The following is a 21,478-nucleotide window of genomic DNA, read 5'->3' as shown; positions in this document are numbered from 1 at the left end:
CGCGCCGACTGAAACGTCTAAGCTGCGTCTTTCGACTTGTTTCTGGATGTGTGCGTGAAATTCAGCTTGCCCAAAATCGCCACGGCGCCGTTCTGCCCGCCGGAAGTGGCCGGCAGTGTTCCGGTCGATCCCAACGCCTCGTTCTTCAAACGCGTGCTGCGCTTTGCCGGCCCCGGTTTGCTGGTGTCGATCGGCTACATGGATCCGGGCAACTGGGCCACCGCCATCGAGGCCGGTTCGCGCTTCGGTTACAGCCTGTTGTTCGTAGTGTTGCTGGCGAGTCTGGCGGGCATGGTTGTGCAATGTCTGTGCTCGCGATTGGGCATCGCCACCGGGCGCGATCTGGCGCAGCTGTCCCGCGAACGCTACAGCACTCCGACGGCGCGGCTGCAATGGGTGCTGGCGGAAATCTCGATCATCGCCACCGACCTGGCAGAAGTGCTCGGCTGTGCGCTGGCGTTTCACCTGTTGCTGGGGTGTTCGCTGACGTTCGGCATCGCCCTGACAGCATTCGATACATTGCTGGTGCTGGCCCTGCAGAACCGTGGTTTCCGCCGGCTGGAGGCAATCATGCTGGTGCTGGTGGGCACCATCGGCGCGTGTTTCTTCGTTGAATTGCTGTTGATCAAACCGTACTGGCCGGACGTCGCCCTAGGCTTCAAACCGTCACTGTCGGCGATCAGCGACGCCGCGCCGTTGTACCTGGCCATCGGCATCCTCGGCGCCACTGTCATGCCGCACAACCTGTACCTGCACACGTCGATCGTACAGACACGGCTGATCGGCAAGGATCTGGCCAGCAAGCAGGACGCGGTAAAACTGGCGCGCATCGACACCATCGGTTCGCTGGCGCTGGCGTTGCTGGTCAACGCGGCGATCCTGATTCTCGCGGCGGCAGCCTTTCATCAGTCCGGACACACCGACGTGGTCGACATCCAGGACGCCTATCACTTGCTCGACCCATTGGTGGGCGGCGCGCTGGCCAGTGTGCTGTTCGGCGTGGCGTTGCTGGCCTCGGGGCAGAGTTCGACCTTCACCGGCACCATCGCCGGGCAAGTGATCATGGAAGGCTATCTGAACCTGCGGATCCCTTGCTGGCAGCGGCGCCTGATCACCCGTGGGCTGGCGCTGATTCCGGCATTCATCGGCGTGTGGCTGATGGGCGACGGCGCGGTGGGCAAGTTGCTGGTGTTGAGCCAGGTGGTGTTGAGCCTGCAACTGCCGTTTGCGCTGTATCCGCTGATTCGCATGACCAACGACAAGCAACTGATGGGGCCGTTTGTGAACCGGTTGCCGACCAAGGTGCTCGCGTGGGGATTGTTTGTGGTGATCAGCGGGGCGAATGCCTGGTTGATTCTGCAGCTGGCGGCCTAACGGCCAAACGCTTCCACCACAAAATCAATGAACACCCGGGTCTTGGCCGGCAGCAAAGTGCGGCTGGGGTAGTACAGCGAAATCGCGCCGGCATCGCATTGCCAGTCGGGCAACAGTCGCACCAGTTCACCGCGTTCGATCTGCGCACTGACATCGGGCAGCACCAGCATCGTCACGCCCAGACCCAACAACGCCGCGGTGCGCATGGCCATCGGGTCATTCAGCACGATGTTCGGGTTGAGCAGGGCGCTGGCCTGTTCGCCGGCTTCGTTGTGCATCTGCCATTGGCGCAGGCGCCCGGTGCGCAGGCCGCGCATGACGATGCCGTGGTGATCGGCGAGATCAGCCGGATGTCGCGGCAGTGTGCGGCCGGCCAGATACGTCGGCGACGCCACCGCCAGCACTTCGGCGGACGACAATGGCCGGGCGACCACGCCGGGCGTCAGTTCGAAGCCGCCACCAATCGCCACGTCGTAGCCCTCGGCGATCAGATCCACCTGACGATTCTCGAAGTGCCATTCCGGGCGAATCAGCGGATAGCGCGCCAGAAACTCCGGCAGCAGCGGCAGCATGTGATCGATGCCGAACGTCGGCGGCAGGCTGATCTTGAGCACGCCTGCCGGCTCGCCGCGCTCGGTCGCCACCGTCGCAATCGCTGCCTGCAAGGCGTCGAGGTTGCCGCCGATGCTCGCCAGAAAACCTTCACCTGCCTCGGTCAACGACAGCTTGCGGGTCGAGCGCTGAAACAGCCGCACGCCGAGGTTGCGTTCAAGAATCGCCACGTTGCGACTGACCGCCGCCGGGGTCAGCGCCAGCAACCGTGCGGCGGCGGAGAAGCTGCCGGTCTCGGCGCTGCGGACGAAAGATTCCAGATTGGCAAGGGTTTCCATAGGTTCGACCTGATAGCGATGCTTGAAGATCATTCAAGACATTACCGGCTAATCAAGTGGGAATGGCAAGCGCAAGATTCGTTTCGAGTCTTACCCCCACTTTGAGGAGAACACCATGAGCACTATCGGAATCATCGGCGCTGGCGCCATCGGTTCAGCGTTTGCCAAAGCCTTGTCGCGTCAGGGCATCCCGTTGGTCATCGCCAACAGTCGCGGGCCGGAGACCCTGGCCGAGCTGGTCGCGGAACTCGGCCCGACTGCCCGTGCCGTTAGCCGTGAAGAAGCAGCGGCTCAGGACATCGTGCTGGTCGCGGTGAACTGGTCGAAACTGCCGACCGCACTGGCCGGGCTCCCGGACTTCGGTGGACGGATCGTTATCGACGCCAACAATTCGATTGAAGCGCCATCGTTCAAACCGGTGGATTTGCAGGGGCGGCCGTCCAGCGAAGTGTTCGCCGAATGGGTGCCGGGCGCGCGGGTGGTCAAGGCGTTCAACCACTTGCTGGCGCGTTTGCTGGAAGCGGATCCGGCGTCGGAGGGGGGCAAGCGTGTGCTGTTCCTGTCCGGCGATGATGCGCAGGCCAAGGCTGAAGTGGGAGCGCTGATCGATCAGCTCGGCTTCTTCGGTATCGATCTGGGCGAGTTGAGCGTGGGTGCGCGACTGGTGCAGTTCCCGGGCGGGCCGTTGCCGGTGCTGAATCTGGTAAAATTTGGCTGATGACCGGGCAAAAAAATACCCGGTGCGACGTGAGTCGTACCGGGTTTGTTGCCAACGGGCAGTGGATGTCGTGGATCCGCCGCCCGCTGTTGAACCTCTTTTGCGCTTAAGCGCGTTCCAGCGCCAGGGCCACGCCCTGACCGCCGCCGATGCACAGGGTCGCGAGACCCTTTTTCGCATCACGCTTGATCATTTCGTGGAGCAGGGTCACCAGCACGCGGCAGCCCGATGCACCGATCGGGTGACCGAGGGCGATGGCGCCGCCGTTGACGTTGACCTTGTCCAGATCCCATTGCAGATCCTTGGCCACCGCCAGCGATTGTGCGGCGAAGGCTTCGTTGGCTTCGATCAGGTCGAGTTGGCCGATGCTCCAGCCAGCCTTGTCCAGGCAGCGGCGAGTGGCGGACACCGGGCCGATACCCATGATCGCCGGGTCGACGCCTGCGTTGGCGTAGGCGGCGATTTTCGCCAGGACCGGCAGGCCCAGGGCCTTGGCTTTTTCGGCGCTCATCAGAATGACGGCAGCCGCGCCGTCGTTCAGCGATGAAGCGTTGCCGGCGGTGACGCTGCCGTCCTTCTTGAAGGCCGGACGCAGTTTGGCCAGGGATTCGGCGGTGGTGTCGCCGCGTGGCTGCTCGTCGACCTTGAACGCCACCGGATCGCCTTTGCGCTGCGGAATCAGGATCGGGGTGATCTCATCGACAAAACGACCGGCCTCGATGGCTGCGGCGGCTTTCTGTTGCGACGCAGCGGCGAAGGCGTCTTGCTGCTCGCGGCTGATCTCGTATTTCTCGACCAGATTCTCGGCGGTGATGCCCATGTGGTAATCGTTGAACGCATCCCACAGGCCGTCGCTGATCATGGTGTCGACGATTTGCGCGTGCCCCATGCGCAGACCGGTGCGCGCGCCCGGCATGACATAGTTGGCCAGACTCATGTTTTCCTGGCCGCCGGCGATGATCACGTCAGCGTCGCCGCAACGGATCGCCTGGGCGCCGAGGTGCAGAGCCTTGAGGCCCGAGCCGCAAACCTTGTTCAGGGTCATGGCCGGTACGGCGTGGGGCAGGCCGGCCTTGATCGCCGACTGGCGCGCCGGGTTCTGGCCGGCGCCGGCGGTCAGTACCTGGCCCATGATCACTTCATCGACCTGAGCACCGTCCAGGCCGGTCTGCTCAAGCAACTGGCGGATGACCGCTGCGCCCAGATCCACGGCGGAGACGGTGGCCAGCGATCCCTGGAAACTGCCGATCGCGGTACGCGTGGCGGCAACAATGACGACGTCTTGCATTTTCGAATTCCTCACTCGGCAGCGAACTGCATTTCCGGTACGTGATCCGGGACGATCAGTTTACCAGCGGTTTTGGCGACGATTTCCTCGACGCTGACGCCAGGTGCGCGTTCCTTGAGGACAAAAGCGCCATTTTCGATTTCCAGGTAGGCAAGGTCGGTCAGCACGCGCTTGATGCAACCGGCGCCGGTCAGCGGCAGGCTGCACTGGCTCAGCAACTTGGACTCACCGTCCTTGGACGCGTGGGTCATGATGACGATGATGTTGTCCGCGCCGGCTACGAGATCCATCGCGCCGCCCATGCCCTTGACCAGTTTGCCGGGGATCATCCACGAGGCGATGTTGCCTTGCACGTCCACTTCGAAGGCGCCGAGTACGGTCAGGTCGACGTGACCGCCACGGATCATTGCGAAGGATTCGGCGGAGCTGAAGATCGACGCGCCAATGCGCGCGGTCACGGTTTGCTTGCCGGCGTTGATCATGTCGGCGTCGATGGTGTCTTCAGTCGGGAAAGGGCCCATGCCGAGCAGGCCGTTTTCCGATTGCAGCATGACTTCCATGCCTTCGGGGATGTAGTTGGCGACCAGGGTCGGGATGCCGATACCGAGGTTCACGTAGTAGCCGTCCTGCATTTCGCGGGCGACGCGTTGAGCCATTTGTTCGCGGGTAAGTGCCATGTTCTTGTTCTCCGTCAGCCTGGATTATTTGCGGATGGTGCGTTGTTCGATGCGTTTTTCGAACGTGCCGCAAATGACCCGGTCGACGTAGATGCCGGGCGTGTGGATGTGTGCCGGATCCAGCTCGCCGGGTTCGACGATTTCTTCGACTTCGACCACGGTGATCTTGCCGGCGGTGGCGGCCAGCGGGTTGAAGTTCTGGGCGGTGTGGCGATAGATGACGTTGCCGAAGTGGTCGGCTTTCCAGCCTTTGACGATGGCGAAGTCGCCGGTGATGGACTCTTCCATCAGGTACTTGCGACCGTGGAATTCACGCACTTCCTTGCCTTCGGCGACCGGAGTGCCGACGCCGGTAGCAGTGAAGAAGGCCGGGATGCCGGCACCGCCTGCGCGCATTTTTTCGGCGAGGGTGCCTTGCGGGGTCAGGACGACTTCGATGTCGCCTTTGAGCAGTTGCTCTTCGAACAGTTTGTTTTCGCCGACGTAGGAGGCCACCACCTTGCTGATCTGGCGGTCGGTCAGCAGCACGCCGAGGCCGAAGCCATCAATGCCGCAGTTGTTGGAGACGACGGTGAGGTCGCGGGTGCCCTTGCGCTTGATCTCGGCGATCAGGTTTTCCGGGATGCCGCACAGGCCGAAGCCGCCGGCGATTACGGTCATGCCGTCTTCAAGACCTGCCATGGCTTCCTCGTAGGAATACACGCGCTTGTCGAAACCTGCCATATGCACCTCTTTTATTGTTTGTCGGGCGGCTGGCTAGCCGAATGACTGGAGTGTCGCGCTGAAGGATATATTTGTTAAGTTGATTTTTAAGGTTGATTGATTGATAAAGCTCATTAAATGTCCGCCGTAGTCGGCGGACGGGTGCTCAGCTTAGTCCGTCGAGTAACACAACCATGACCATCAAGCAGATCCGCGCTTTTCTCGCCGTGGCCCAGAGCCTGAGCTTTGCCGTGGCCTGCGAGCGCCTGCACCTGTCGCAATCGGCGCTGAGCCTGACCATCAAGGCGCTGGAAGAAGGTCTGGGCGGGCGCCTGTTCAGCCGCAACACGCGCAACGTGGCGCTGACCCCGGAGGGCGAATCGCTGCTGCCGCTGGCCCGGCGCCTGATCGCCGACTGGGACAACGCCGAAGACGAAATGCGCCAGCGCTTCAGCCTTCAGCGCGGGCGGGTGACGCTGGCGGCGATGCCGTCATTTGCCGGCAACCTGCTGCCGCCGATCCTCAAGACCTTCCGCGCGCGTTATCCGAACGTCAACGTTACGGTCAACGACGTGATCAATGAGCAAGTGCTGGAAATGGTGCGCGATCGTCAGGTCGAACTCGGCGTGGCGTTCGAGCCGATGCAGAGCACTTCGCTGACGTTCACGCCGCTTTACCGCGATCGCTTTGTCGCCGTCGTGCCGCAGGATTCGTCGCTGGCCGACCGTAGCGACATTGATTGGCAGACCTTGCTGCAGGAACCGTTCATCACCCTGCAACGACCGTCCACGGTTCGGGTGATGCTGGAGGAACACTTGCAGGCCCGGGGCATGAAACTGCCGGTGGAATTTGAAAGCCATCAACTGGCGACAGTCGGGCGCATGGTGGCGAGTGGGCTAGGCGTCAGTGCGGTGCCGGCGTTGTGTGCCGGGCAGATGCGCGAGTTGGGCGCGCATTGCCTGACCTTGCACGAACCGGTGGTGGAGCGGGCGATCGGCGTGCTGACGGATCCGGGGAATGAACTGTCGGCGGCGGCGCAGGCGCTTTTTGACATTCTCAAGGCTGAACACTGACCTCGGCAGGTCATGCAGTCAGGCGTTGTGCCAGTAGCGGCAGCAGCTGTTCGCACGATCCCTCAATCTTCAAATCCAGCAACTCATCCGCCCGCGTCTTCCCCAGATTGATCGCAATCAGCGGCTTGCCCCGATCCGCAATCACCCGGCACAGGCGAAACGCCGAATACGCCATCAACGACGAACCCACCACCAGCATCCCGGCGGCATTTTCCGCCAGCGCCATGGCCCGCGCTGCTGTCGGCTGCGCCACGTTCTCGCCAAAAAACACCACGTCCGGTTTCATCCGTTCGCCTGCGCAATGCGGGCAGTGCGGCACCTGGAAGCGCGCCTCGAAAGCCGGGTCGAGCAGGGTGTCGCCGTCCGGTGCCTGCACGGCATCGACGCCGGCCAGATACGGGTTCTGCGTTTCCATCAGTTGCTGAATCGAATCCCGCTCGCTGCGCTGACCGCAATCCAGACACAGAACCCGGTGCAGGCTGCCGTGCAGTTCGATGACGTCGTGACTACCGGCCTGATCATGCAAGGTGTCGACATTCTGGGTAATCAAACCGCCGATCCGTCCGTGGCTTTGCAGACTGGCCAACGCCTCATGGGCCGCGTTCGGCCGTGCCTGGCGCACGCGCGGCCAGCCGAGCATGGCCCGGGCCCAGTAGCGCCGACGCGATTCCGGGGCGGCGAGGAATTCCTGGTACATCATCGGCTGCCGGCCACGGCGCACACCGTCGGTGTCGCGGTAGTCCGGGATGCCCGATGGCGTGCTGATGCCGGCGCCGGTCAGCACAATGAAGTCGCCGTCGGCCATGACCTGTTGCAGATAGTCGAGCGGGTCGGGGAGGGGACGGTCGAGCATGATCAGCGCTCCGCAGGCTGTAAGTGCCTTGCAGGTTAGCACCGACGGACACCTCTTTTCAGAGGCGTCCGCTGCCCGAGGTTATTTGCGAGCCTCCAGAATCAGGTTGAACGGCGTCTGCGTCGCCCGCCGGAAGTGTTTGAAACCTGCTTCGGTAAACACTTTGCGCAAGCGCGACTCGCCCGCCTGCGCGCCGAGACCGAGTCCCACTTCCTGGGACAGCGAATTTGGCGTGCAGATGAATGTCGACGCGGCATAGAACAAGCGCCCGACCGGCGTGATGTTTTCGTCCAGGGTGTCGTTGGCAAACGGCTCGACCAGCAGCACCGTGCCGTCGTCCTTCAGCGATTCAAATGCATGCTTCGCCGCGCCGACCGGATCGCCCATGTCGTGCAGGCAGTCGAAATAGCAGATCAGGTCATAGTCATTACCGGGATAGCTTTTCGCCGTGCCCTGGAAGAACCGCGCACGACTGCTGACGCCGCCTTCTTCGGCTCGTTGGGTGGCGACGGTGATCGAAGGCGCGTGATAGTCGAAGCCGACGAACCGCGAGTTGGGATAGGCCTGGGCCATGATCACCGTGGACGCACCGTGACCGCAGCCGATGTCGGCGACCTTGGCGCCTGCTTCGAGTTTGGCCACCACGCCGTCCAGCGCCGGCAGCCACTCGGCGATCAAATGCCCCTTGTAGCCGGGACGAAAGAAGCGCTCGGTGCCGGTGAACATGCACGGATGGTGATCGCCCCAAGGCAGGGCGCCGTTGCCGCGCATGGCCTTGACCAGTTTGTCCTTGTCATGGAAAAACGACGCCACCACCCCGAGGCCGCCGGCCACGTACACCGGCGAATCCTCCTTGGCCAGGGCCAGCGCCTGTTCTTCCGGCAGGCGGAATTTGCCGTCGTGGTGTTCCATGTAGCCGGACGCCGCGTGGGCGCTCAGCCATTCGCGCACCAGTCGCGGGTTGCAGGTGGTTTTTGCTGCGAGGGATTCGGGGCTGACCGGCTGGCTGTCGGCCATTGCCCGATACAGGCCGAGTTCTTCGCCGACAATGACATTGGCCAGCATCGCCGCGCCGCCCATGTCGTTGACCAGTTTGCCCATGAATTCGTTGAGTCTGGCCTCGTCCATTTCATGTGCTCCTTTGACAGGATCACAGTCCGGTGGCGTTGGGGGTCGAGGCATTCACCACCGGGCGGTGGTCGTGGAAACGGGCAGGGCGACACTGCTGTCCTGCGTCCCCCTCGACTGGGTACTGATTGAGTCTAGCCGCTGTTGGCGCCGGCGGGAGCGGGCTGTGTGGATTTCGGGGTTGTGTATCGCGACGGTGTCTGTATCCCACTGTGTACAGGCCCGCCGCCGATACAAATCCCGCCACTTCCCCCGCATTACCCACACAGCCGCGATACACCCGCCGGTTTAACTGAGCCTGTCAGTCGCCGCCCCCGGCGGCTCCTCAGCAGAGACCTTGCCCATGCAGATTCCCCACCCCACCTTGCAGGCCAGTGTCGGGCTCGGCCTGCGTCGCGGCCTGATGAAAGACCTGCAAGCCGCTCGCACCGGCGATTTCGACTTTCTGGAAGTCGCCCCGGAAAACTGGATCGGCGTCGGGGGCGCTCATGGCGCCGCGTTGCGTGAGCTGGCCGAGCGATATCCGTTGTCCTGTCACGGACTGTCGTTGTCGCTCGGTGGCTCGGCGCCGCTGGACGTCGGTTTCCTCCGGGAAGTGCGGACCTTCCTCGATCATCACAAAGTACCGCTGTACAGCGAACACCTGAGCTATTGCAGCGACGACGGTCACCTCTACGACCTGCTGCCGTTGCCGTTCACCGAAGAGGCGGTGCACCACGTCGCCGCACGGATCCGTCAGGCGCAGGACATCCTCGGTCGGCGACTGGCGGTGGAAAACGTTTCCTACTACGCCGCGCCTCGCCAGGACATGGACGAAGTGACCTTCACCAACGCCGTGCTGCGCGAGGCCGATTGCGATCTGCTGCTGGACGTCAATAACGTCTACGTCAATTCGATCAACCACGGTTTCGATCCGCAGACATTCCTGGCCGCCATCGAGCCGGGCCGGGTGGTCGGGATGCACGTGGCCGGGCACTTCGACGAGTCCGACACACTGAAGATCGACACCCATGGCGCCTCGGTCAAACCGGTGGTCTGGTCGTTGCTGGTCGACGCTTATGCCCGATTCGGCGCGCAGCCAACCTTGCTGGAACGTGATTTCAATTTCCCGGCGTTTTCTGAACTGGTGGCCGAACTGCAAACCATCCGCCGCCTACAAACCGAAGGAGGCCCGCGTGGATAATCTTCTGCTGCAACAACAGGCCCTGACCCGCTATTTGCGCGATCCAGAACATGAAGCGCCACCCGCCGCCATGAACGCGGCGCGGGTCAATGTCTATCGCGATCTGGTGTTCAACAATGTCTCGCAACTGCTGGGCAGCACATTTCCGGTGCTGATCCGGATCATCGGCCAGGAACGCTGGCGCACGTTGATCCGCGGCTTTCTGCGGGACTACCGCGCGCAGACGCCGAAATTCGGCGAGATCGCCGAGGAGTTTGTCGGTTACCTCGCTTCGGAGCCGGGGATGTTGAATGACGGAAAATGGCCGGCGTTTCTGGTGGAACTGGCGCATTACGAATGGGTGGAAATGGTGTTGCAGCAGTCCGACGCCGAAGCCTTGCCTGCGAGTGATCCGGTGCAGTTGCTGGAGCAGCCGTTGCAGGTTTCGGCACTGGCCTGGCCGTTGGCGTACACCTGGCCGGTGCAAATCCTCAGCCCTGACCATCAACCGTCTACACCACCGGCCCAGCCAACGTTGTTGCTGGTACGGCGTGCGGTAGATTTCAGTGTGAAGTTTTCCGAGCTGAGCCCGCTGGCGTGGCGGTTGTTGCAGCGGATCGAGGAGTTCCCGTTGCTCAATGGTCGTGAGCAACTGCAAGGGTTGGCGTTGGAGGCGGGGTTGCCGGAAACAATGTCATTCATGGACAGCGGTCTGGCGTTGTTGCAGCAACTGCATGAGGACGGAGTGATCGGCATCAACTGATCTCACCGACAACAAAAAGCCCTGTGAGAGCATTGGCTCCCACAGGGCTTTTTGTTGGTTCAGGCCTGTAGCGGCAATTTCAGCTCCGCACACAACCCGCCACCTTCGCGATTGCTCAGCGTCAGCGAACCGCCCAGCGCCATCGCCAGTTGCTGGGCAATCGCCAGCCCCAGCCCGGTGCCGCCGGTGCTGCGGTTGCGCGAGTTTTCCACGCGGTAGAACGGCTCCATCACCTGGGCCAGTTCTTCTTCGGCGATGCCCGGGCCGCGATCCATGACCTTGATCGACAGACTGCTCTTGTCGCGTTGAATCAGCAACTCGGCGGCACCCGCGAACTTCAGCGCGTTGTCGGTCAGGTTGACCAGCACCCGGCGCAACGCGTGGGGGCGGGTGTCGATGACCGCTTCACTCTTGCCGCTCAACTGCACTTCCTTGCCCATGTCCTGATAGTCGAACACCAGGCTGTCGAGGAACGAATCCAGATTGGTGCGCCGGCTTTCCTCGGTCGAGCCGTGGATGCTGCGGGCGTAGGCCACACCTTCGCGCACCAGATGTTCCATCTCGCCGAGGTCGTTCCACAATTTGTCTTTCTCGGCCGAATCGTCCATGAACTCCGCCCGCAGTTTCATGCGGGTGATCGGGGTTTGCAGGTCATGAGAGATCGCCGCCAGCAGTTGCATGCGCTCTTTCAGGTACGCGGCGATGCGCGCCTGCATCGAGTTGAAAGCGCGGGCGGCGTAGGCCACTTCGTTCGGGCCTTTTTCGTCGAGGTTGATCGGGTGAGCGTTGGGGTCGAGGGTTTCCACGGCGTTGGCGAGGCGGGTGAGGGGGCGGATGGCGATGCGCACCGCCAGCCAGGTGCAGGCGAGCATCAGCGCCAGTTGCCCGAGCAATACCACCGGCAGCCATGGCGACAGCGGCACCATCGACGGGCGCACATCGATGGTCACCGGGCTGCCGTCGCTCAGGCGCAGGTGCCCCTGAAAGTGTTTTTTCGGGCCGGGAATATCGGTGAACGTCAGCGGATAGGCCTCGCCAATTGCGTCGGTGATCGAGGTGACGGCAATCGGCACGTCCTGCGGATCCAGCGGTGTACCCGGTTCGCCTTCGCTCAGCAGATAGCCGTAATTCTTGCGAGCCAGGCGTTTGAGCCACATTGGGCGTTCTTCGGCGGGCAATCGGTCGAGGATGGCAATCGAGGTCGAAACGTCGGTTTCGAGGTTGCCGAGCATGGTGTTTTTCGCGCTTTCGTAGCGCTCGTAATATTGCGCGCCGAACGACAGCGCCTGAGCGAGGATCAGGCCGATCAGGAAAATCAGCGACAAGCGGGAGGCGAGGGTGCGCGGCCAGTGCAGGGCGAGATTCATGCGGGGGCTCCGAGGACTTCGACCGGCAGCGAAAACACATAGCCTTCGCTGCGCACGGTCTTGATGTAGGCCGGTTCGCGGGCGTCATCCAGCAGGCGCTGGCGCAGGCGGCTGACCAGCAGATCGATGGATCGGTCGAACAGATCGGCGTCGCGGCCCTGTGTCAGGTTGAGCAATTGATCACGGCTCAGCACCCGTTGCGGATGGTCGAGGAACACTCGCAGCAATCGGTATTCCGCGCCACTGAGCGCGACCATGGTGCCGTCCTTGTCCAGCAGATGCCGAGCCGATGTGTCGAGCTGCCAGCGACCGAACGCCAGCAGCCGACCGCTTTCGGTCACCACCAGATTCGGCGGCAGCATCCGGGTGCGCCGCAGCACGGCATTGATCCGCGCCAACAGTTCGCGGGCGGCGAAGGGTTTGGTCAGGTAATCGTCGGCGCCCATTTCCAGGCCGAGGATGCGGTCGGTTTCATCATTGCGCGCGGTCAGCATCAGGATCGGTGTGGCCTTGTGTTTGCCCGAGCGCAATTCGCGGCACAGCAGCAGGCCATCGTCGCCGGGCATCATGATGTCGAGCACGATCAGGTCGACGGTATTGGCTTCCAGAAAACTGCGCATCTGCCGGCCATCGGCAACCACCGTGGTGCGCAGGCCGTTCTTCTTCAGGTAATTGCCGACCAGTTCGCGAATCTCGCGGTCGTCGTCGACGATCAGGATGTGATCGACATGTTCCATGGGGCCAAACCTCAATCAAAGGGGATTGCCGGGCAGTCTATCGAGCCTGCGCGAGGCCGCCTGCCTGCCTTTGTATTGCAGTGTATCCAGCGCTGTGACGGATACACGCCGACGCAAAAAGCGGATTTTTACAGGGTTTTGTATCGCTGTGTATCCCGGGCGCGTGCGGATACGTAGCGATTTATACACGGCATTTGCCGACACATGCGCGATACCTCGCGAGCTTTAAATGAGCTCCATCGAGGCACACACAGAACGCCTCGGCCCACTCAACGATTCAACCATTGAAGCCCGAGGAAAACGCCATGAACACCAAGACCAAATCGATCGCTGCCGCTTGCCTGTTTGCCGCTTTGAACATCTGCACCCTGTCGGCCCGCGCCGAAGCCGATGTCACCCCGCAAACCTACTCCTACGGCAGCCACCTGGACATCCAGAAAGTCGTGTCGCTGAAACAGGACAACTCGATGACCTGCGGCATCGTCGACGCCCGCCTGACCTACCTCGACTCGGCCGGCAAGACCCAGGTGCTCGACTACCGCAAATTCGCCGACGGCTGCAACGAAGACAACTGATTACCCACCTCTATAAAAGGAACATCGCCATGAACAACGTATCGCGCTATCTGACCGCTGTTGCCTTCTCCCTCGCCGGCGTCGCGGCCCATGCCAACGCTGCCGTCGAACAGAACACCTGTGGCAGCAGCACCTGCTTCCAACTGGCACCGGTGGCCAAGCCGGGCAGCGACGGCCTGATCGCCGCCGACGGCACCAGCCGCACACCACAAGGCCAAACACTGGCTGCCGACGGTTCCAGCAATACGCCGCAAGGCCAGACGCTGGCCGAGAACGGTGCCAGCCGCACGCCGCAAAGCCAATGGCTGGACAACCAGACGGCTTGAGGATTGAAGGGGGCTGCCCGTAACGGGCGGCCCCCGTTCCAGTCAACAGACCATCCCTCATTCAAAAGGTGAACCTCATGTTTCTCATCGCTTTCCTGGGCGGTCTGTTGACTGTCCTCAGCCCGTGCATTTTGCCGGTGGTGCCGTTTCTGTTCGCCGGAGCCGACCGCACCCGTTCTTCGATCCTGCTGACCCTCGGCGGCATGGCCCTGACCTTTGCCCTGATCTCCAGCCTGGCGGTGGTCAGCAGTGAGTGGGTGATTGAGGCCAGCAACACCGGTCGCCACATTGCGCTGGCGGTGATGGTGCTGTTTGCGCTGTCGCTGATTTCCGCCCGCATCGGTGACTGGCTGGCCCGGCCCTTTGTGCTGCTGGGCAATCGCCTCGACCCCGACGCGCGGAAAAAGACCGGCCCGATGGCGTCGATCATGATCGGTGTGGCCACCGGTCTGCTGTGGGCGCCGTGCGCCGGGCCGATCCTCGGCGTGATCCTCACGGGTGCCATGCTGCAAGGCGCCAACGCCCAGACCAGCCTGTTGCTGCTGGCCTACGGTGCGGGCAGTGCGTTGTCGCTGGGGACGCTGATCTTCGCCGGTCGCGGTCTGGTTAATCGGTTGAAACCGTCGATTCCTTTCACTGGCTGGTTCCGCCGCGGCGCGGGTGTTGCGGTGCTGGCGACGGCGGCGGTGATCGCCACCGGTGCCGACAACCTGCTGCTGGCCAACACCTCGTCCCAAGGCGTGGCATCGGTCGAGAAAAGCGTGCTGGAAAACGTGCCGAAGGTGGTGGACTACTTCGTCAGCAAAGTCCGTGCGGACTCGACCGAAGACGAGGCCGGCAAAGGTGCGATGCCGTCGCTGTCCGGCGCGGTGCAATGGCTGAACTCGCCGGAACTGACCGCTGAGTCCCTGCGCGGCAAAGTGGTGCTGGTGGACTTTTGGACGTATGACTGCATCAACTGCCAGCACACCCTGCCGTACGTCAAAGAGTGGGAGAAGAAGTACGGCAAGGACGGTCTGGTGGTGATCGGTGTGCACACCCCGGAATACGGCTACGAGCGGATCATCGACAACGTCAAGGATCAAGTGCACAAGCTCGGCATCACCTACCCGGTGGCCATCGACAACAACTACGCGATCTGGCGCAACTTCGATAACCAGTACTGGCCGGCGCATTACCTGGTCGACGCCAAGGGGCAGGTGCGTTACACCCACTTTGGCGAAGGCAGTTACCAGGCGCAGGAGCAGATGATTCAACAGCTGCTCAAAGAGGCCAAGGCACCTGCTGCGTAAACCGCGAAACTCAATGGCTCACAGGTCGCGCACCATGAGCCATTGTTCGTTGCCCCAGGCGTGAAAACGCTCCAGCACCGTCCAGCCGCGTTTGGCGTAATAGTCCTTTTTGCTTTGAGTGTGCAGGTAGAAACGCGGCAGGCCCCGGAGTTTCGCTTCTTCGGCAATTCCGTCGATCAGCCACTCTGCCAGACCCTGACCGCGTGATTCGGGGCTGACCAGCACACAGGCCAGCCACGGCCCCAGATCCGGTCGTAGGGCAAGGTCCGCCCGGGCCAGTGCCGCACCGCCCAGCAGTCGATCCCCGCCCAGCGCAATCAGGCAGCGCCAGTCGCCATTGGTCTGGCCCTCGGCAAATTCGCGCTGCCATTCGGCCAGGGGCTGCTCGGCATATTCGTAGTGAAACTGGCGGTGGATCCATGCCGCGTAAGTGTCGCTGTGTTGCATGTGATCGGCGAGCCATTCGAAGCGCAAGGACATGATCGAATTCCGTTTCGGGGGAGGGTCTGCATGAGAGCCGATCAGCCGGCGCGTTGGCAACCCCCCGACAGTGTTTCGGGGCCTTTACAAAATCCCGCCACTCATCGGCCAACGCCCGGTTTTACGGGCTCTCCGGACGATTGGCAGGGACGCCGGACAGCGCCCGCGCGATAGTGGGCGAGCAGGGCCGCCAACGGCTCTGACATCCATAAAAAGAAAGCGAGGTTGCCATGCCGAAGTTCGTGATTGAACGCGAGATTCCAGGAGCCGGAAAGCTATCGGAGCAAGAACTCAAGGCCGTATCGCAAACGTCCTGCAACGTGCTGCGTGAACTCGGGCCAGAGGTGCAGTGGCTGCAGAGTTATGTGACTGCCGACAAGATCTATTGCGTGTACATCGCACCCAACGAGGAACTGGTGCGCGAACACGCCAAGCGTGGGGGATTTCCGGCCAATAGCGTGTCCCGGGTGACGAGCATCATCGATCCGACGACCGCCGATTGACCCCTCTGCCGTGGAGCCCCCATTCATGAGTACCCCCATTGATCTCACTGCCCTGAAGGAACGCCAGAAAGTCGCCTGGGCCAGTGGCGACTACGCCGTGATCGGCACCACCTTGCAGATCGTCGGCGAAACCCTCGCCGAGGCCTGCGACCTGCGCTGCGATGAAGAAGTACTGGACGTCGCCGCCGGCAACGGCAATGCCACGCTGGCGGCGGCACGCCGGGGTTGTCTGGTGACGTCCACCGACTATGTCGCGGCGCTGCTGGAGCGCGGGCAGGACCGGGCGCGCGCCGAGCATCTGGAGGTGACCTTTCAGGTCGCCGATGCCGAAGCGCTGCCGTTTGCCGATTCCAGTTTCGACGCGGTGCTGTCGACCTTCGGCGTGATGTTCGCCCCGGATCAGGCGAAGGCGGCCAAGGAGCTGGCGCGGGTCTGCCGCCGTGGTGGCCGGATCGGCCTGGCCAACTGGACACCGGAAGGTTTCGTCGGCCAGATGTTCAAGACCCTCGGTCGCTACCTGCCACCGCCACCCGTTGCGCAACCGCCCTCGAACTGGGGCGCGGAAGCCTGGCTGCATTCGCATTTCGACGATCGCCAGTTTCAGTTGCAGGTGACTCGACGCCACTTCAACTTCCGCTATCGCTCGGCGGCGCATTTCATTGATGTGTTTCGCCACTGGTACGGCCCGGTACACAAGGCATTCGCGGCGTTGCCGCCCGAGAGCGGGCAGGCGCTGGAGACGGATCTGACGCTACTGATCGATGGGCTGAATCGGGCGGGGTCGGAATCGATGGTGGTGCCGAGTGAGTATCTGGAGGTAGTCATCACCAAACGCTGAAGCCATTGTGGGAGCGAGCAGGCTCGCTCCCACAGGGATCCCGACGGGCTTCTATTTCAGATGCGCACTGTCGAACCACTCCAGCGCTGTGCGCCAGATGCAGATGCCGAGGAAGTACGCCGACGCCAGCAGCCACAGGCCCATCACCAGCGGGTTGATCACCGGGTGGTTCAGCACCAGCGACAGGCTGCACAGCAACCAGATCGCCGTCACCGCGATGTTGATCGGCATGAACCGGCGGACCCGGAACGGGTGCAGGAATTTCATCCGGGTCACGGTCAGCAGCGCCAGGCCAATCACCGTGAGGAAGGTGAGCCACGGCCCCGGATCGATGATGTACAGGCACAATGCAACCACATTCCACGCAGCGGGGAACCCGACGAAGTAGTTGTCCTTGCTCTTCATGTTGACGTTGCAGAAGCAGAACAGCGACGACACCAGAATCAGCGACACGGTCAGCAGCAGGGTGTAGTCAGGCAGGGGAATGTAGCGATAGATGAACAGCGCCGGGATGAACACGTATGTCAGGTAGTCGATCACCAGATCGAGGATCGATCCGTCGAAACTCGGCAGCACCGACTGCACGTTGACCTTGCGCGCCAGCGCCCCGTCGAGGCCGTCGACGATCAGCGCCACGCCCAGCCACATCAGGCAGTGGATCGGCTGGTTTTCCAGCAGGGCAAGGGTGGCCAGGAAGGCGGTGACCACGCCGGTCGCGGTGAAACCATGGGCGCCCCAGGCCTTGAGCCTGGCGATGTGGACGGTCGATATCACGAAGGCGTTCTCCAGAAAGTGCAGCAAGCCGCGTAAACCCTTGGGCAGCAAGGGTGGCGACCAACCGGGTCGGGGTTGCAGTTATCGACCGGTCGGGCCGGGTCAAGGTTCACCCATTCTTGAAGATTAGCTGGCCCTGAAAAAAATACCCCGGCAGGGCCGGGGCATTTTTATGTAACATCGGTAACCGTCAGAGCGCGGCTTCCGGACTGCGGCCGAACACCCGGCTGTATTCAGCCTTGGCGGTCTGCTCGGTGAACTCCCCCGACCACTTCGACACCACCACGGTTGCCACGCTATTGCCGATGGTGTTGCAGGTGGCAATGGCCATCGACATGAAGCGGTAGACGCCGAACAGCAGCGCCAGACCTTCCACCGGCAGGACGCCAATCGCCGTGACGGTTGCTGCGAACACCACGAAGCTGCCACCGGACACCGCCGCCGCGCCTTTGGAGGTGACCAGCATGATCGCGATGGTGCCCAGTTGTTGCTCCCAGCTCATCGGCACACCGTAGGCATTGGCGATGAACAGCACGCACAGCGACATGTAAATGGACGTGCCGTCGAGATTGAAGGCATAACCGGTGGGCAGCACCAGACCGACGCTCTGTTTCGAGCAACCGAACTTCTCGAGTTTTTGCAGCAGGCGCGGCAGGGCGCTTTCCGATGAAGCGGTGCCGAGCACGATGAAAATCTCATCCTTGATGTACTTGAGGAACCGCCACAGGCTGAATCCGGAAATACGGCAGACCGCACCCAGTACGACAAAGATGAAAAACGCCACGCCGACGTAGAACATCAGCACCAGATTGGCCAGCGACATCAGCACCGCCGAGCCGTTGCTGCCAACCGCGTACGCCACCGAACCGAACGCGCCGAGCGGAGCGAACTTCATGATCAGGTTGATGAACTCGAAGAAGCACTCCGAGACCCGACTCAGACTATCCTCGATCACGCTGCGGCGTTCCGGTTTCAACGCCAGCAGGGCGAAGCCGAACAGCACCGAAATCACCAGCACTTGCAGCAATTGGCCGCCGGCGAAGGCGCCGACGAAGTTGTCCGGGAAAATCCCGTAGATGAAGTCCAGGGTCGACGCCGGGGCATGGCCCTTGGCGACGGCGGCACTGGCGGCTGCGGCAGTGGCGCTGCTCGGGTGAGCGTCGTGCATGCCGGAGCCGATGTTCAGCAGGTTGCCCCAGAGCAGGCCGATGGCCAGGGCGATGGTCGATACCACTTCAAAGTAGATCAACGCACGCAGGCCGACTTTGCCCACGCGTTTGATGTCGCCCGCCGAGGCGATGCCGTGGACCACGGTGAAAAACACCAGCGGGGCGACGGCGGTCTTGATCAGCTTGAGGAAGATGTCGCCGAGAATCTTGAAGCTGGCCGCCAGTTCCGGCGCGAGGAAGCCGAAGGCAATCCCCAGCAGCATGGCGGCGATTACCTGAAAGGTCAGGTCCTTGTACAGCGGTTTTTTGTCGGGGGTGGTCATGTCTGCGGTCTCGTTGTTGTTATTGGCGAGCGATGGGCAGAGGGCTCGCGCGCGGCGAGCCCGGTGAGGATCAGCGTTTGACCGAACCCTCACGTGCCAGGGCGATGTCGACCATCTGCGGCGCAAGGCCCAGGTAGTTGGCCGGATCGGTCAGGCGCTTGAGTTCCTCGACATCCAGTTGCGCGGTGGCCTCACCCTGGGCCAGCAGCGCGTCGAGCAGGCTGGTGCCCTGATCGTTGGCCATGCGGCAGGCGGCATAGACCACGTCATGCGCAACCTGACGACCGAGTGCTGGCGCCAGCCCCATCATTACGGCTTCGGCGACGATCAGGCCCTGGGTCATGTCGAGGTTTTTGCGCATGCGCTCGGTGCGCACTTCAAGGCCGGCGAGCATGAACTTCGCCTGACCCAGCGAGGCAGCGCTGAGGGCAAAGGCTTCCGGGATGGCGATCCATTCGGCTTGCCATGGACCGGTGGAGCGCTCGAAGTCCTGAATCATTGCGTCAAGCATCAGACCCGCCTGCTGGCGCACGCCTTTGGCAGCGGCATACATCAGCTCGCAGGAAATCGGATTGCGCTTTTGCGGCATGGTGCTGCTAGCGCCACGGCCCTTGACGAACGGTTCGTAAACTTCACCCAGTTCGCTGGTCATCATCATCATGACGTCGAGGGCAATCTTGCCCAGCGAGCCGGTGACCAGACCGAGGAAGTTCAGGGTTTCCGCCAGACCATCGCGGGCGACGTGCCAGGTGGCTTGCGGCACGCCCAGACCCAGTTCAGCCATCAGCGCTTCCTGCACTTCCAGACCTTTGTCGCCAAGGGAGGCGAGGGTGCCCGCCGCGCCGGCAAACTGACCGATTTCCACCCGTGGACGCAGCTCCACCAGACGTTCGGCGTGGCGGTCGAACATGCTCAGCCACACCGCGCACTTATAGCCGAAAGTGATTGGCAGCGCGTGCTGCAAATGCGTGCGGCCGGCCATTGGCGTGTCGCGATAGTGCTTGGCAAGGTCGGCGAGCAAACCGCGCACCGCTTGAATGTCGCGCTCGACGATGGCCAGCGCAGCGCGGACTTGCAGGACGACGGCAGTGTCCATGATGTCCTGGGTGGTCGCGCCCCAGTGCACGTAACGGCCGGCTTCACCGCAGGTTTTCGACAGCTGCTCCACCAGCGGCAGGATCGGGTAACCGACGATTTCGGTCTCGTGCTGCATCAGCGCCAGATCGAGCGAGGCATAGGTTGCCAGCTCGGCAATCTGTTCGGCGGCAGCCGCCGGGATCACGCCGCAGCGCGCTTCGGCCCGGGCCAGGGCGACTTCCACTTCAATGTAGCGTTCGATCAGGGCTTGGTCGGAAAACACGCTGCGCATCTCGGCGGTGCCGAACATGTCGCGGAACAGGGCGGAGTCGAAGACAGTGCTGGACATGAGGGAATCCTGAATATGTTTGTTATTGATCGGACATATTTATTATGTCCGTACATAATTCTTGCGCCCTCGCTGATACACTGTCAACTCGCTTAACCATCGGGACTGATGAAAGGTATGAACACGCGCTATGCGGTCGTTGCAAAAGACTTGATGGAGGGCATCTCCAGCGGTCGCTATCCGCTCGGATCGCTGCTGCCGACCGAGTTCGAACTGTGCGAGCTGTACGACGTGAGCCGGCACACCGTGCGGGCGGCCATTACGCAGTTGCAGAATCAGGGGCTGGTCTCGCGGCGCAAGCGGGTCGGAACCCGCGTCGAGTCTGTCTCGCCGAAGGGCGGGTACTCGCAGTCGCTGGCCTCGGTGTCCGACCTGGTGCACCTGGCGGAAACCCAGATGCGCAGCATTCAGAACGTCTCCCGTTTTGTCGCCGACATCGCCCAGGCCCGACGCCTGGGCATGGAGCCGGGGGAGCATTATTTTTGCGTGTCGAGCATTCGCGTCGACGAACAGAACCGGCGGGCGCCGCTGTGCTGGACCGATGTCTACGCGCAGGAAACCTACGCCGAAGTCATCGAGCTGGCCGAACAGCATCCGGACGAACTGATCGCCGCGCTGATCGAGCGCCATTTCGGCCGGCACATCGACGTGGTCGACCAACAGGTGCGCGCGGTGTTGCTGAGTCCGGAGATCGCCAAAAGCCTCAACGCCGAAGCCGGGTCGCCGGGGCTGAACATCATTCGCCAGTACCGTGACGAGGACGGCGCGCTGATGGTGGTATCGGAAACCACGCACCCCGAAGACCGCTTCACACTGGTGACACAGATGCGCCGGGAAAAGAGTCCGGGTTGATGCCCGGCGTCAGCCCAACGGTGCTGGCACATCGCATCAAGAGGACTATCGTTGCCTGACGCAGTCATACCCCTTTGCCTGAGGACGACGTCATGAACACCAGTGATCTGCTTGAACAACTGCTGCGAGGCCAAGCCTCGGCGGGACAACCAGGTGGCGCGTCGACCGGCGGGGGAGCGGGTGGGCTT

The 21,478-nt window shown here is 62.4% G+C and carries 23 protein-coding genes; 11 read left to right on the top strand and 12 right to left on the bottom strand.

All coding sequences use genetic code 11. The features are described from left to right. Positions 1 to 54: 54 nt before the first annotated feature. On the top strand, positions 55 to 1,374 hold the full coding sequence (locus C1X29_RS25340; protein ID WP_085748244.1) for an Nramp family divalent metal transporter: 1,320 nt from the start codon (positions 55 to 57) through the stop codon (positions 1,372 to 1,374). Here the strand turns inward: C1X29_RS25340 and C1X29_RS25335 are convergent. Beyond that, positions 1,371 to 2,264, bottom strand: a complete 894-nt coding sequence (locus C1X29_RS25335; RefSeq protein ID WP_085748314.1) for a LysR family transcriptional regulator — start codon at positions 2,262 to 2,264, stop codon at positions 1,371 to 1,373. The genes C1X29_RS25340 and C1X29_RS25335 overlap by 4 nt on opposite strands. Before the next feature lie 115 nt (positions 2,265 to 2,379). On the opposite strand from C1X29_RS25335, the gene C1X29_RS25330 reads away from it, so the two are divergent. Further along, positions 2,380 to 2,982, top strand: coding sequence for an NADPH-dependent F420 reductase (locus C1X29_RS25330; RefSeq protein WP_102718643.1), 603 nt, complete (start codon positions 2,380 to 2,382; stop codon positions 2,980 to 2,982). Positions 2,983 to 3,088: 106 nt separating this feature from the next. Here C1X29_RS25330 and C1X29_RS25325 read toward each other — a convergent pair whose 3' ends face one another. The 3 genes from C1X29_RS25325 to C1X29_RS25315 are packed head-to-tail and all read right to left on the bottom strand — an operon-like array spanning position 3,089 to position 5,670. Beyond that, complete coding sequence (locus C1X29_RS25325) at positions 3,089 to 4,270, bottom strand: acetyl-CoA C-acetyltransferase (protein ID WP_007956270.1); 1,182 nt, start codon at positions 4,268 to 4,270, stop codon at positions 3,089 to 3,091. Between the two features lie 11 nt (positions 4,271 to 4,281). Then, complete coding sequence (locus C1X29_RS25320; protein ID WP_007956272.1) at positions 4,282 to 4,947, bottom strand: CoA transferase subunit B; 666 nt, start codon at positions 4,945 to 4,947, stop codon at positions 4,282 to 4,284. A gap of 24 nt (positions 4,948 to 4,971) precedes the next feature. Next, on the bottom strand, positions 4,972 to 5,670 hold the full coding sequence (locus C1X29_RS25315) for a CoA transferase subunit A (protein WP_102718642.1): 699 nt from the start codon (positions 5,668 to 5,670) through the stop codon (positions 4,972 to 4,974). A gap of 173 nt (positions 5,671 to 5,843) precedes the next feature. Here C1X29_RS25315 and C1X29_RS25310 point away from each other — a divergent pair, with 173 nt between their 5' ends. Continuing rightward, positions 5,844 to 6,722 (top strand): LysR family transcriptional regulator, encoded by an 879-nt coding sequence (locus tag C1X29_RS25310; RefSeq protein ID WP_102718641.1) that lies wholly within the window; start codon positions 5,844 to 5,846, stop codon positions 6,720 to 6,722. 10 nt (positions 6,723 to 6,732) lie between these two features. Here C1X29_RS25310 and C1X29_RS25305 read toward each other — a convergent pair whose 3' ends face one another. Both C1X29_RS25305 and C1X29_RS25300 read right to left on the bottom strand, forming a co-directional pair. Next, positions 6,733 to 7,575 carry an NAD-dependent protein deacetylase gene (locus C1X29_RS25305; protein WP_102718640.1) on the bottom strand — a complete coding sequence of 281 codons (843 nt, stop codon included), beginning with the start codon at positions 7,573 to 7,575 and terminating at the stop codon, positions 6,733 to 6,735. An 81-nt stretch (positions 7,576 to 7,656) separates the two neighbouring features. Continuing rightward, complete coding sequence (locus C1X29_RS25300) at positions 7,657 to 8,703, bottom strand: class I SAM-dependent methyltransferase (RefSeq protein ID WP_102718639.1); 1,047 nt, start codon at positions 8,701 to 8,703, stop codon at positions 7,657 to 7,659. 343 nt (positions 8,704 to 9,046) lie between these two features. Here C1X29_RS25300 and C1X29_RS25295 point away from each other — a divergent pair, with 343 nt between their 5' ends. Together C1X29_RS25295 and C1X29_RS25290 are read left to right on the top strand one after the other, a co-directional pair. Then, the gene (locus C1X29_RS25295; RefSeq protein WP_102718638.1) at positions 9,047 to 9,886 is read left to right on the top strand and encodes a DUF692 domain-containing protein; all 840 of its coding nucleotides are present in this window, start codon (positions 9,047 to 9,049) and stop codon (positions 9,884 to 9,886) included. Continuing rightward, positions 9,879 to 10,628 carry a DUF2063 domain-containing protein gene (locus tag C1X29_RS25290; protein ID WP_102718637.1) on the top strand — a complete coding sequence of 250 codons (750 nt, stop codon included), beginning with the start codon at positions 9,879 to 9,881 and terminating at the stop codon, positions 10,626 to 10,628. Before C1X29_RS25295 ends, C1X29_RS25290 begins: the two co-directional genes overlap by 8 nt. Positions 10,629 to 10,687: 59 nt before the next feature. On the opposite strand, the gene C1X29_RS25285 is transcribed toward C1X29_RS25290, so the two are convergent. Both C1X29_RS25285 and C1X29_RS25280 read right to left on the bottom strand, forming a co-directional pair. Then, positions 10,688 to 11,995, bottom strand: coding sequence for an ATP-binding protein (locus tag C1X29_RS25285; RefSeq protein ID WP_102718636.1), 1,308 nt, complete (start codon positions 11,993 to 11,995; stop codon positions 10,688 to 10,690). Continuing rightward, positions 11,992 to 12,732, bottom strand: coding sequence for a response regulator (locus C1X29_RS25280; protein ID WP_011333526.1), 741 nt, complete (start codon positions 12,730 to 12,732; stop codon positions 11,992 to 11,994). The genes C1X29_RS25285 and C1X29_RS25280 overlap by 4 nt, the downstream gene beginning before the upstream one ends. A gap of 305 nt (positions 12,733 to 13,037) precedes the next feature. Between C1X29_RS25280 and C1X29_RS25275 the strand changes: the two genes are divergently transcribed. From C1X29_RS25275 to C1X29_RS25265, 3 genes are all read left to right on the top strand, one after another. Continuing rightward, positions 13,038 to 13,307, top strand: a complete 270-nt coding sequence (locus C1X29_RS25275; RefSeq protein WP_007956290.1) for a DUF2790 domain-containing protein — start codon at positions 13,038 to 13,040, stop codon at positions 13,305 to 13,307. A gap of 29 nt (positions 13,308 to 13,336) precedes the next feature. Beyond that, positions 13,337 to 13,633: a hypothetical protein gene (locus tag C1X29_RS25270; protein ID WP_102718635.1), complete on the top strand. Its 297-nt coding sequence runs from the start codon at positions 13,337 to 13,339 to the stop codon at positions 13,631 to 13,633. Between the two features lie 77 nt (positions 13,634 to 13,710). After that, the gene (locus C1X29_RS25265; RefSeq protein ID WP_102718634.1) at positions 13,711 to 14,925 is read left to right on the top strand and encodes a cytochrome c biogenesis protein DipZ; all 1,215 of its coding nucleotides are present in this window, start codon (positions 13,711 to 13,713) and stop codon (positions 14,923 to 14,925) included. Between the two features lie 18 nt (positions 14,926 to 14,943). Here the strand turns inward: C1X29_RS25265 and C1X29_RS25260 are convergent, their stop codons facing one another. Continuing rightward, on the bottom strand, positions 14,944 to 15,405 hold the full coding sequence (locus C1X29_RS25260) for a GNAT family N-acetyltransferase (protein WP_102718633.1): 462 nt from the start codon (positions 15,403 to 15,405) through the stop codon (positions 14,944 to 14,946). Between the two features lie 230 nt (positions 15,406 to 15,635). Between C1X29_RS25260 and C1X29_RS25255 the strand changes: the two genes are divergently transcribed. Both C1X29_RS25255 and C1X29_RS25250 read left to right on the top strand, forming a co-directional pair. Continuing rightward, positions 15,636 to 15,908, top strand: coding sequence for a DUF4242 domain-containing protein (locus tag C1X29_RS25255; RefSeq protein WP_007957179.1), 273 nt, complete (start codon positions 15,636 to 15,638; stop codon positions 15,906 to 15,908). Between the two features lie 25 nt (positions 15,909 to 15,933). Next, positions 15,934 to 16,746, top strand: coding sequence for a class I SAM-dependent methyltransferase (locus C1X29_RS25250; protein ID WP_039767853.1), 813 nt, complete (start codon positions 15,934 to 15,936; stop codon positions 16,744 to 16,746). Positions 16,747 to 16,797: 51 nt separating this feature from the next. Here the strand turns inward: C1X29_RS25250 and pcsA are convergent, their stop codons facing one another. The 3 genes from pcsA to C1X29_RS25235 all read right to left on the bottom strand — a co-directional run bounded on the left by pcsA (position 16,798) and on the right by C1X29_RS25235 (position 20,438). Beyond that, on the bottom strand, positions 16,798 to 17,520 hold the full coding sequence (pcsA, locus tag C1X29_RS25245; RefSeq protein ID WP_039767868.1) for a phosphatidylcholine synthase: 723 nt from the start codon (positions 17,518 to 17,520) through the stop codon (positions 16,798 to 16,800). A 190-nt stretch (positions 17,521 to 17,710) separates the two neighbouring features. Continuing rightward, the gene (locus C1X29_RS25240) at positions 17,711 to 19,012 is read right to left on the bottom strand and encodes a cation:dicarboxylase symporter family transporter (protein WP_102688473.1); all 1,302 of its coding nucleotides are present in this window, start codon (positions 19,010 to 19,012) and stop codon (positions 17,711 to 17,713) included. Positions 19,013 to 19,082: 70 nt separating this feature from the next. Beyond that, on the bottom strand, positions 19,083 to 20,438 hold the full coding sequence (locus C1X29_RS25235) for an adenylosuccinate lyase family protein (protein WP_085748258.1): 1,356 nt from the start codon (positions 20,436 to 20,438) through the stop codon (positions 19,083 to 19,085). Between the two features lie 117 nt (positions 20,439 to 20,555). Between C1X29_RS25235 and C1X29_RS25230 the strand changes: the two genes are divergently transcribed. Next, positions 20,556 to 21,290 (top strand): GntR family transcriptional regulator, encoded by a 735-nt coding sequence (locus tag C1X29_RS25230; RefSeq protein WP_007957169.1) that lies wholly within the window; start codon positions 20,556 to 20,558, stop codon positions 21,288 to 21,290. The last annotated feature ends 188 nt before the right edge of the window (positions 21,291 to 21,478 follow it).

The sequence above is a fragment of the Pseudomonas sp. GW456-12-10-14-LB2 genome (assembly GCF_002884345.1).
In the GTDB taxonomy this organism is placed as follows: Bacteria; Pseudomonadota; Gammaproteobacteria; order Pseudomonadales; family Pseudomonadaceae; genus Aquipseudomonas; species Aquipseudomonas paraglycinae.
This window is presented reverse-complemented; position numbering and strand designations above follow the sequence as displayed.

Coding starts and splice junctions, on each gene's coding strand:
- C1X29_RS25280 (WP_011333526.1), bottom strand. CDS start 12,732: ATGGAACATGTCGATCACATCCTGATCGTCGACGACGACCGCGAGATT.
- C1X29_RS25275 (WP_007956290.1), top strand. CDS start 13,038: ATGAACACCAAGACCAAATCGATCGCTGCCGCTTGCCTGTTTGCCGCT.
- C1X29_RS25265 (WP_102718634.1), top strand. CDS start 13,711: ATGTTTCTCATCGCTTTCCTGGGCGGTCTGTTGACTGTCCTCAGCCCG.
- C1X29_RS25285 (WP_102718636.1), bottom strand. CDS start 11,995: ATGAATCTCGCCCTGCACTGGCCGCGCACCCTCGCCTCCCGCTTGTCG.
- C1X29_RS25305 (WP_102718640.1), bottom strand. CDS start 7,575: ATGCTCGACCGTCCCCTCCCCGACCCGCTCGACTATCTGCAACAGGTC.
- C1X29_RS25270 (WP_102718635.1), top strand. CDS start 13,337: ATGAACAACGTATCGCGCTATCTGACCGCTGTTGCCTTCTCCCTCGCC.
- C1X29_RS25255 (WP_007957179.1), top strand. CDS start 15,636: ATGCCGAAGTTCGTGATTGAACGCGAGATTCCAGGAGCCGGAAAGCTA.
- C1X29_RS25240 (WP_102688473.1), bottom strand. CDS start 19,012: ATGACCACCCCCGACAAAAAACCGCTGTACAAGGACCTGACCTTTCAG.
- C1X29_RS25335 (WP_085748314.1), bottom strand. CDS start 2,264: ATGGAAACCCTTGCCAATCTGGAATCTTTCGTCCGCAGCGCCGAGACC.
- C1X29_RS25325 (WP_007956270.1), bottom strand. CDS start 4,270: ATGCAAGACGTCGTCATTGTTGCCGCCACGCGTACCGCGATCGGCAGT.
- C1X29_RS25230 (WP_007957169.1), top strand. CDS start 20,556: ATGAACACGCGCTATGCGGTCGTTGCAAAAGACTTGATGGAGGGCATC.
- C1X29_RS25235 (WP_085748258.1), bottom strand. CDS start 20,438: ATGTCCAGCACTGTCTTCGACTCCGCCCTGTTCCGCGACATGTTCGGC.
- C1X29_RS25250 (WP_039767853.1), top strand. CDS start 15,934: ATGAGTACCCCCATTGATCTCACTGCCCTGAAGGAACGCCAGAAAGTC.
- C1X29_RS25315 (WP_102718642.1), bottom strand. CDS start 5,670: ATGGCAGGTTTCGACAAGCGCGTGTATTCCTACGAGGAAGCCATGGCA.
- C1X29_RS25320 (WP_007956272.1), bottom strand. CDS start 4,947: ATGGCACTTACCCGCGAACAAATGGCTCAACGCGTCGCCCGCGAAATG.
- C1X29_RS25295 (WP_102718638.1), top strand. CDS start 9,047: ATGCAGATTCCCCACCCCACCTTGCAGGCCAGTGTCGGGCTCGGCCTG.
- C1X29_RS25300 (WP_102718639.1), bottom strand. CDS start 8,703: ATGGACGAGGCCAGACTCAACGAATTCATGGGCAAACTGGTCAACGAC.
- C1X29_RS25330 (WP_102718643.1), top strand. CDS start 2,380: ATGAGCACTATCGGAATCATCGGCGCTGGCGCCATCGGTTCAGCGTTT.
- C1X29_RS25310 (WP_102718641.1), top strand. CDS start 5,844: ATGACCATCAAGCAGATCCGCGCTTTTCTCGCCGTGGCCCAGAGCCTG.
- C1X29_RS25260 (WP_102718633.1), bottom strand. CDS start 15,405: ATGTCCTTGCGCTTCGAATGGCTCGCCGATCACATGCAACACAGCGAC.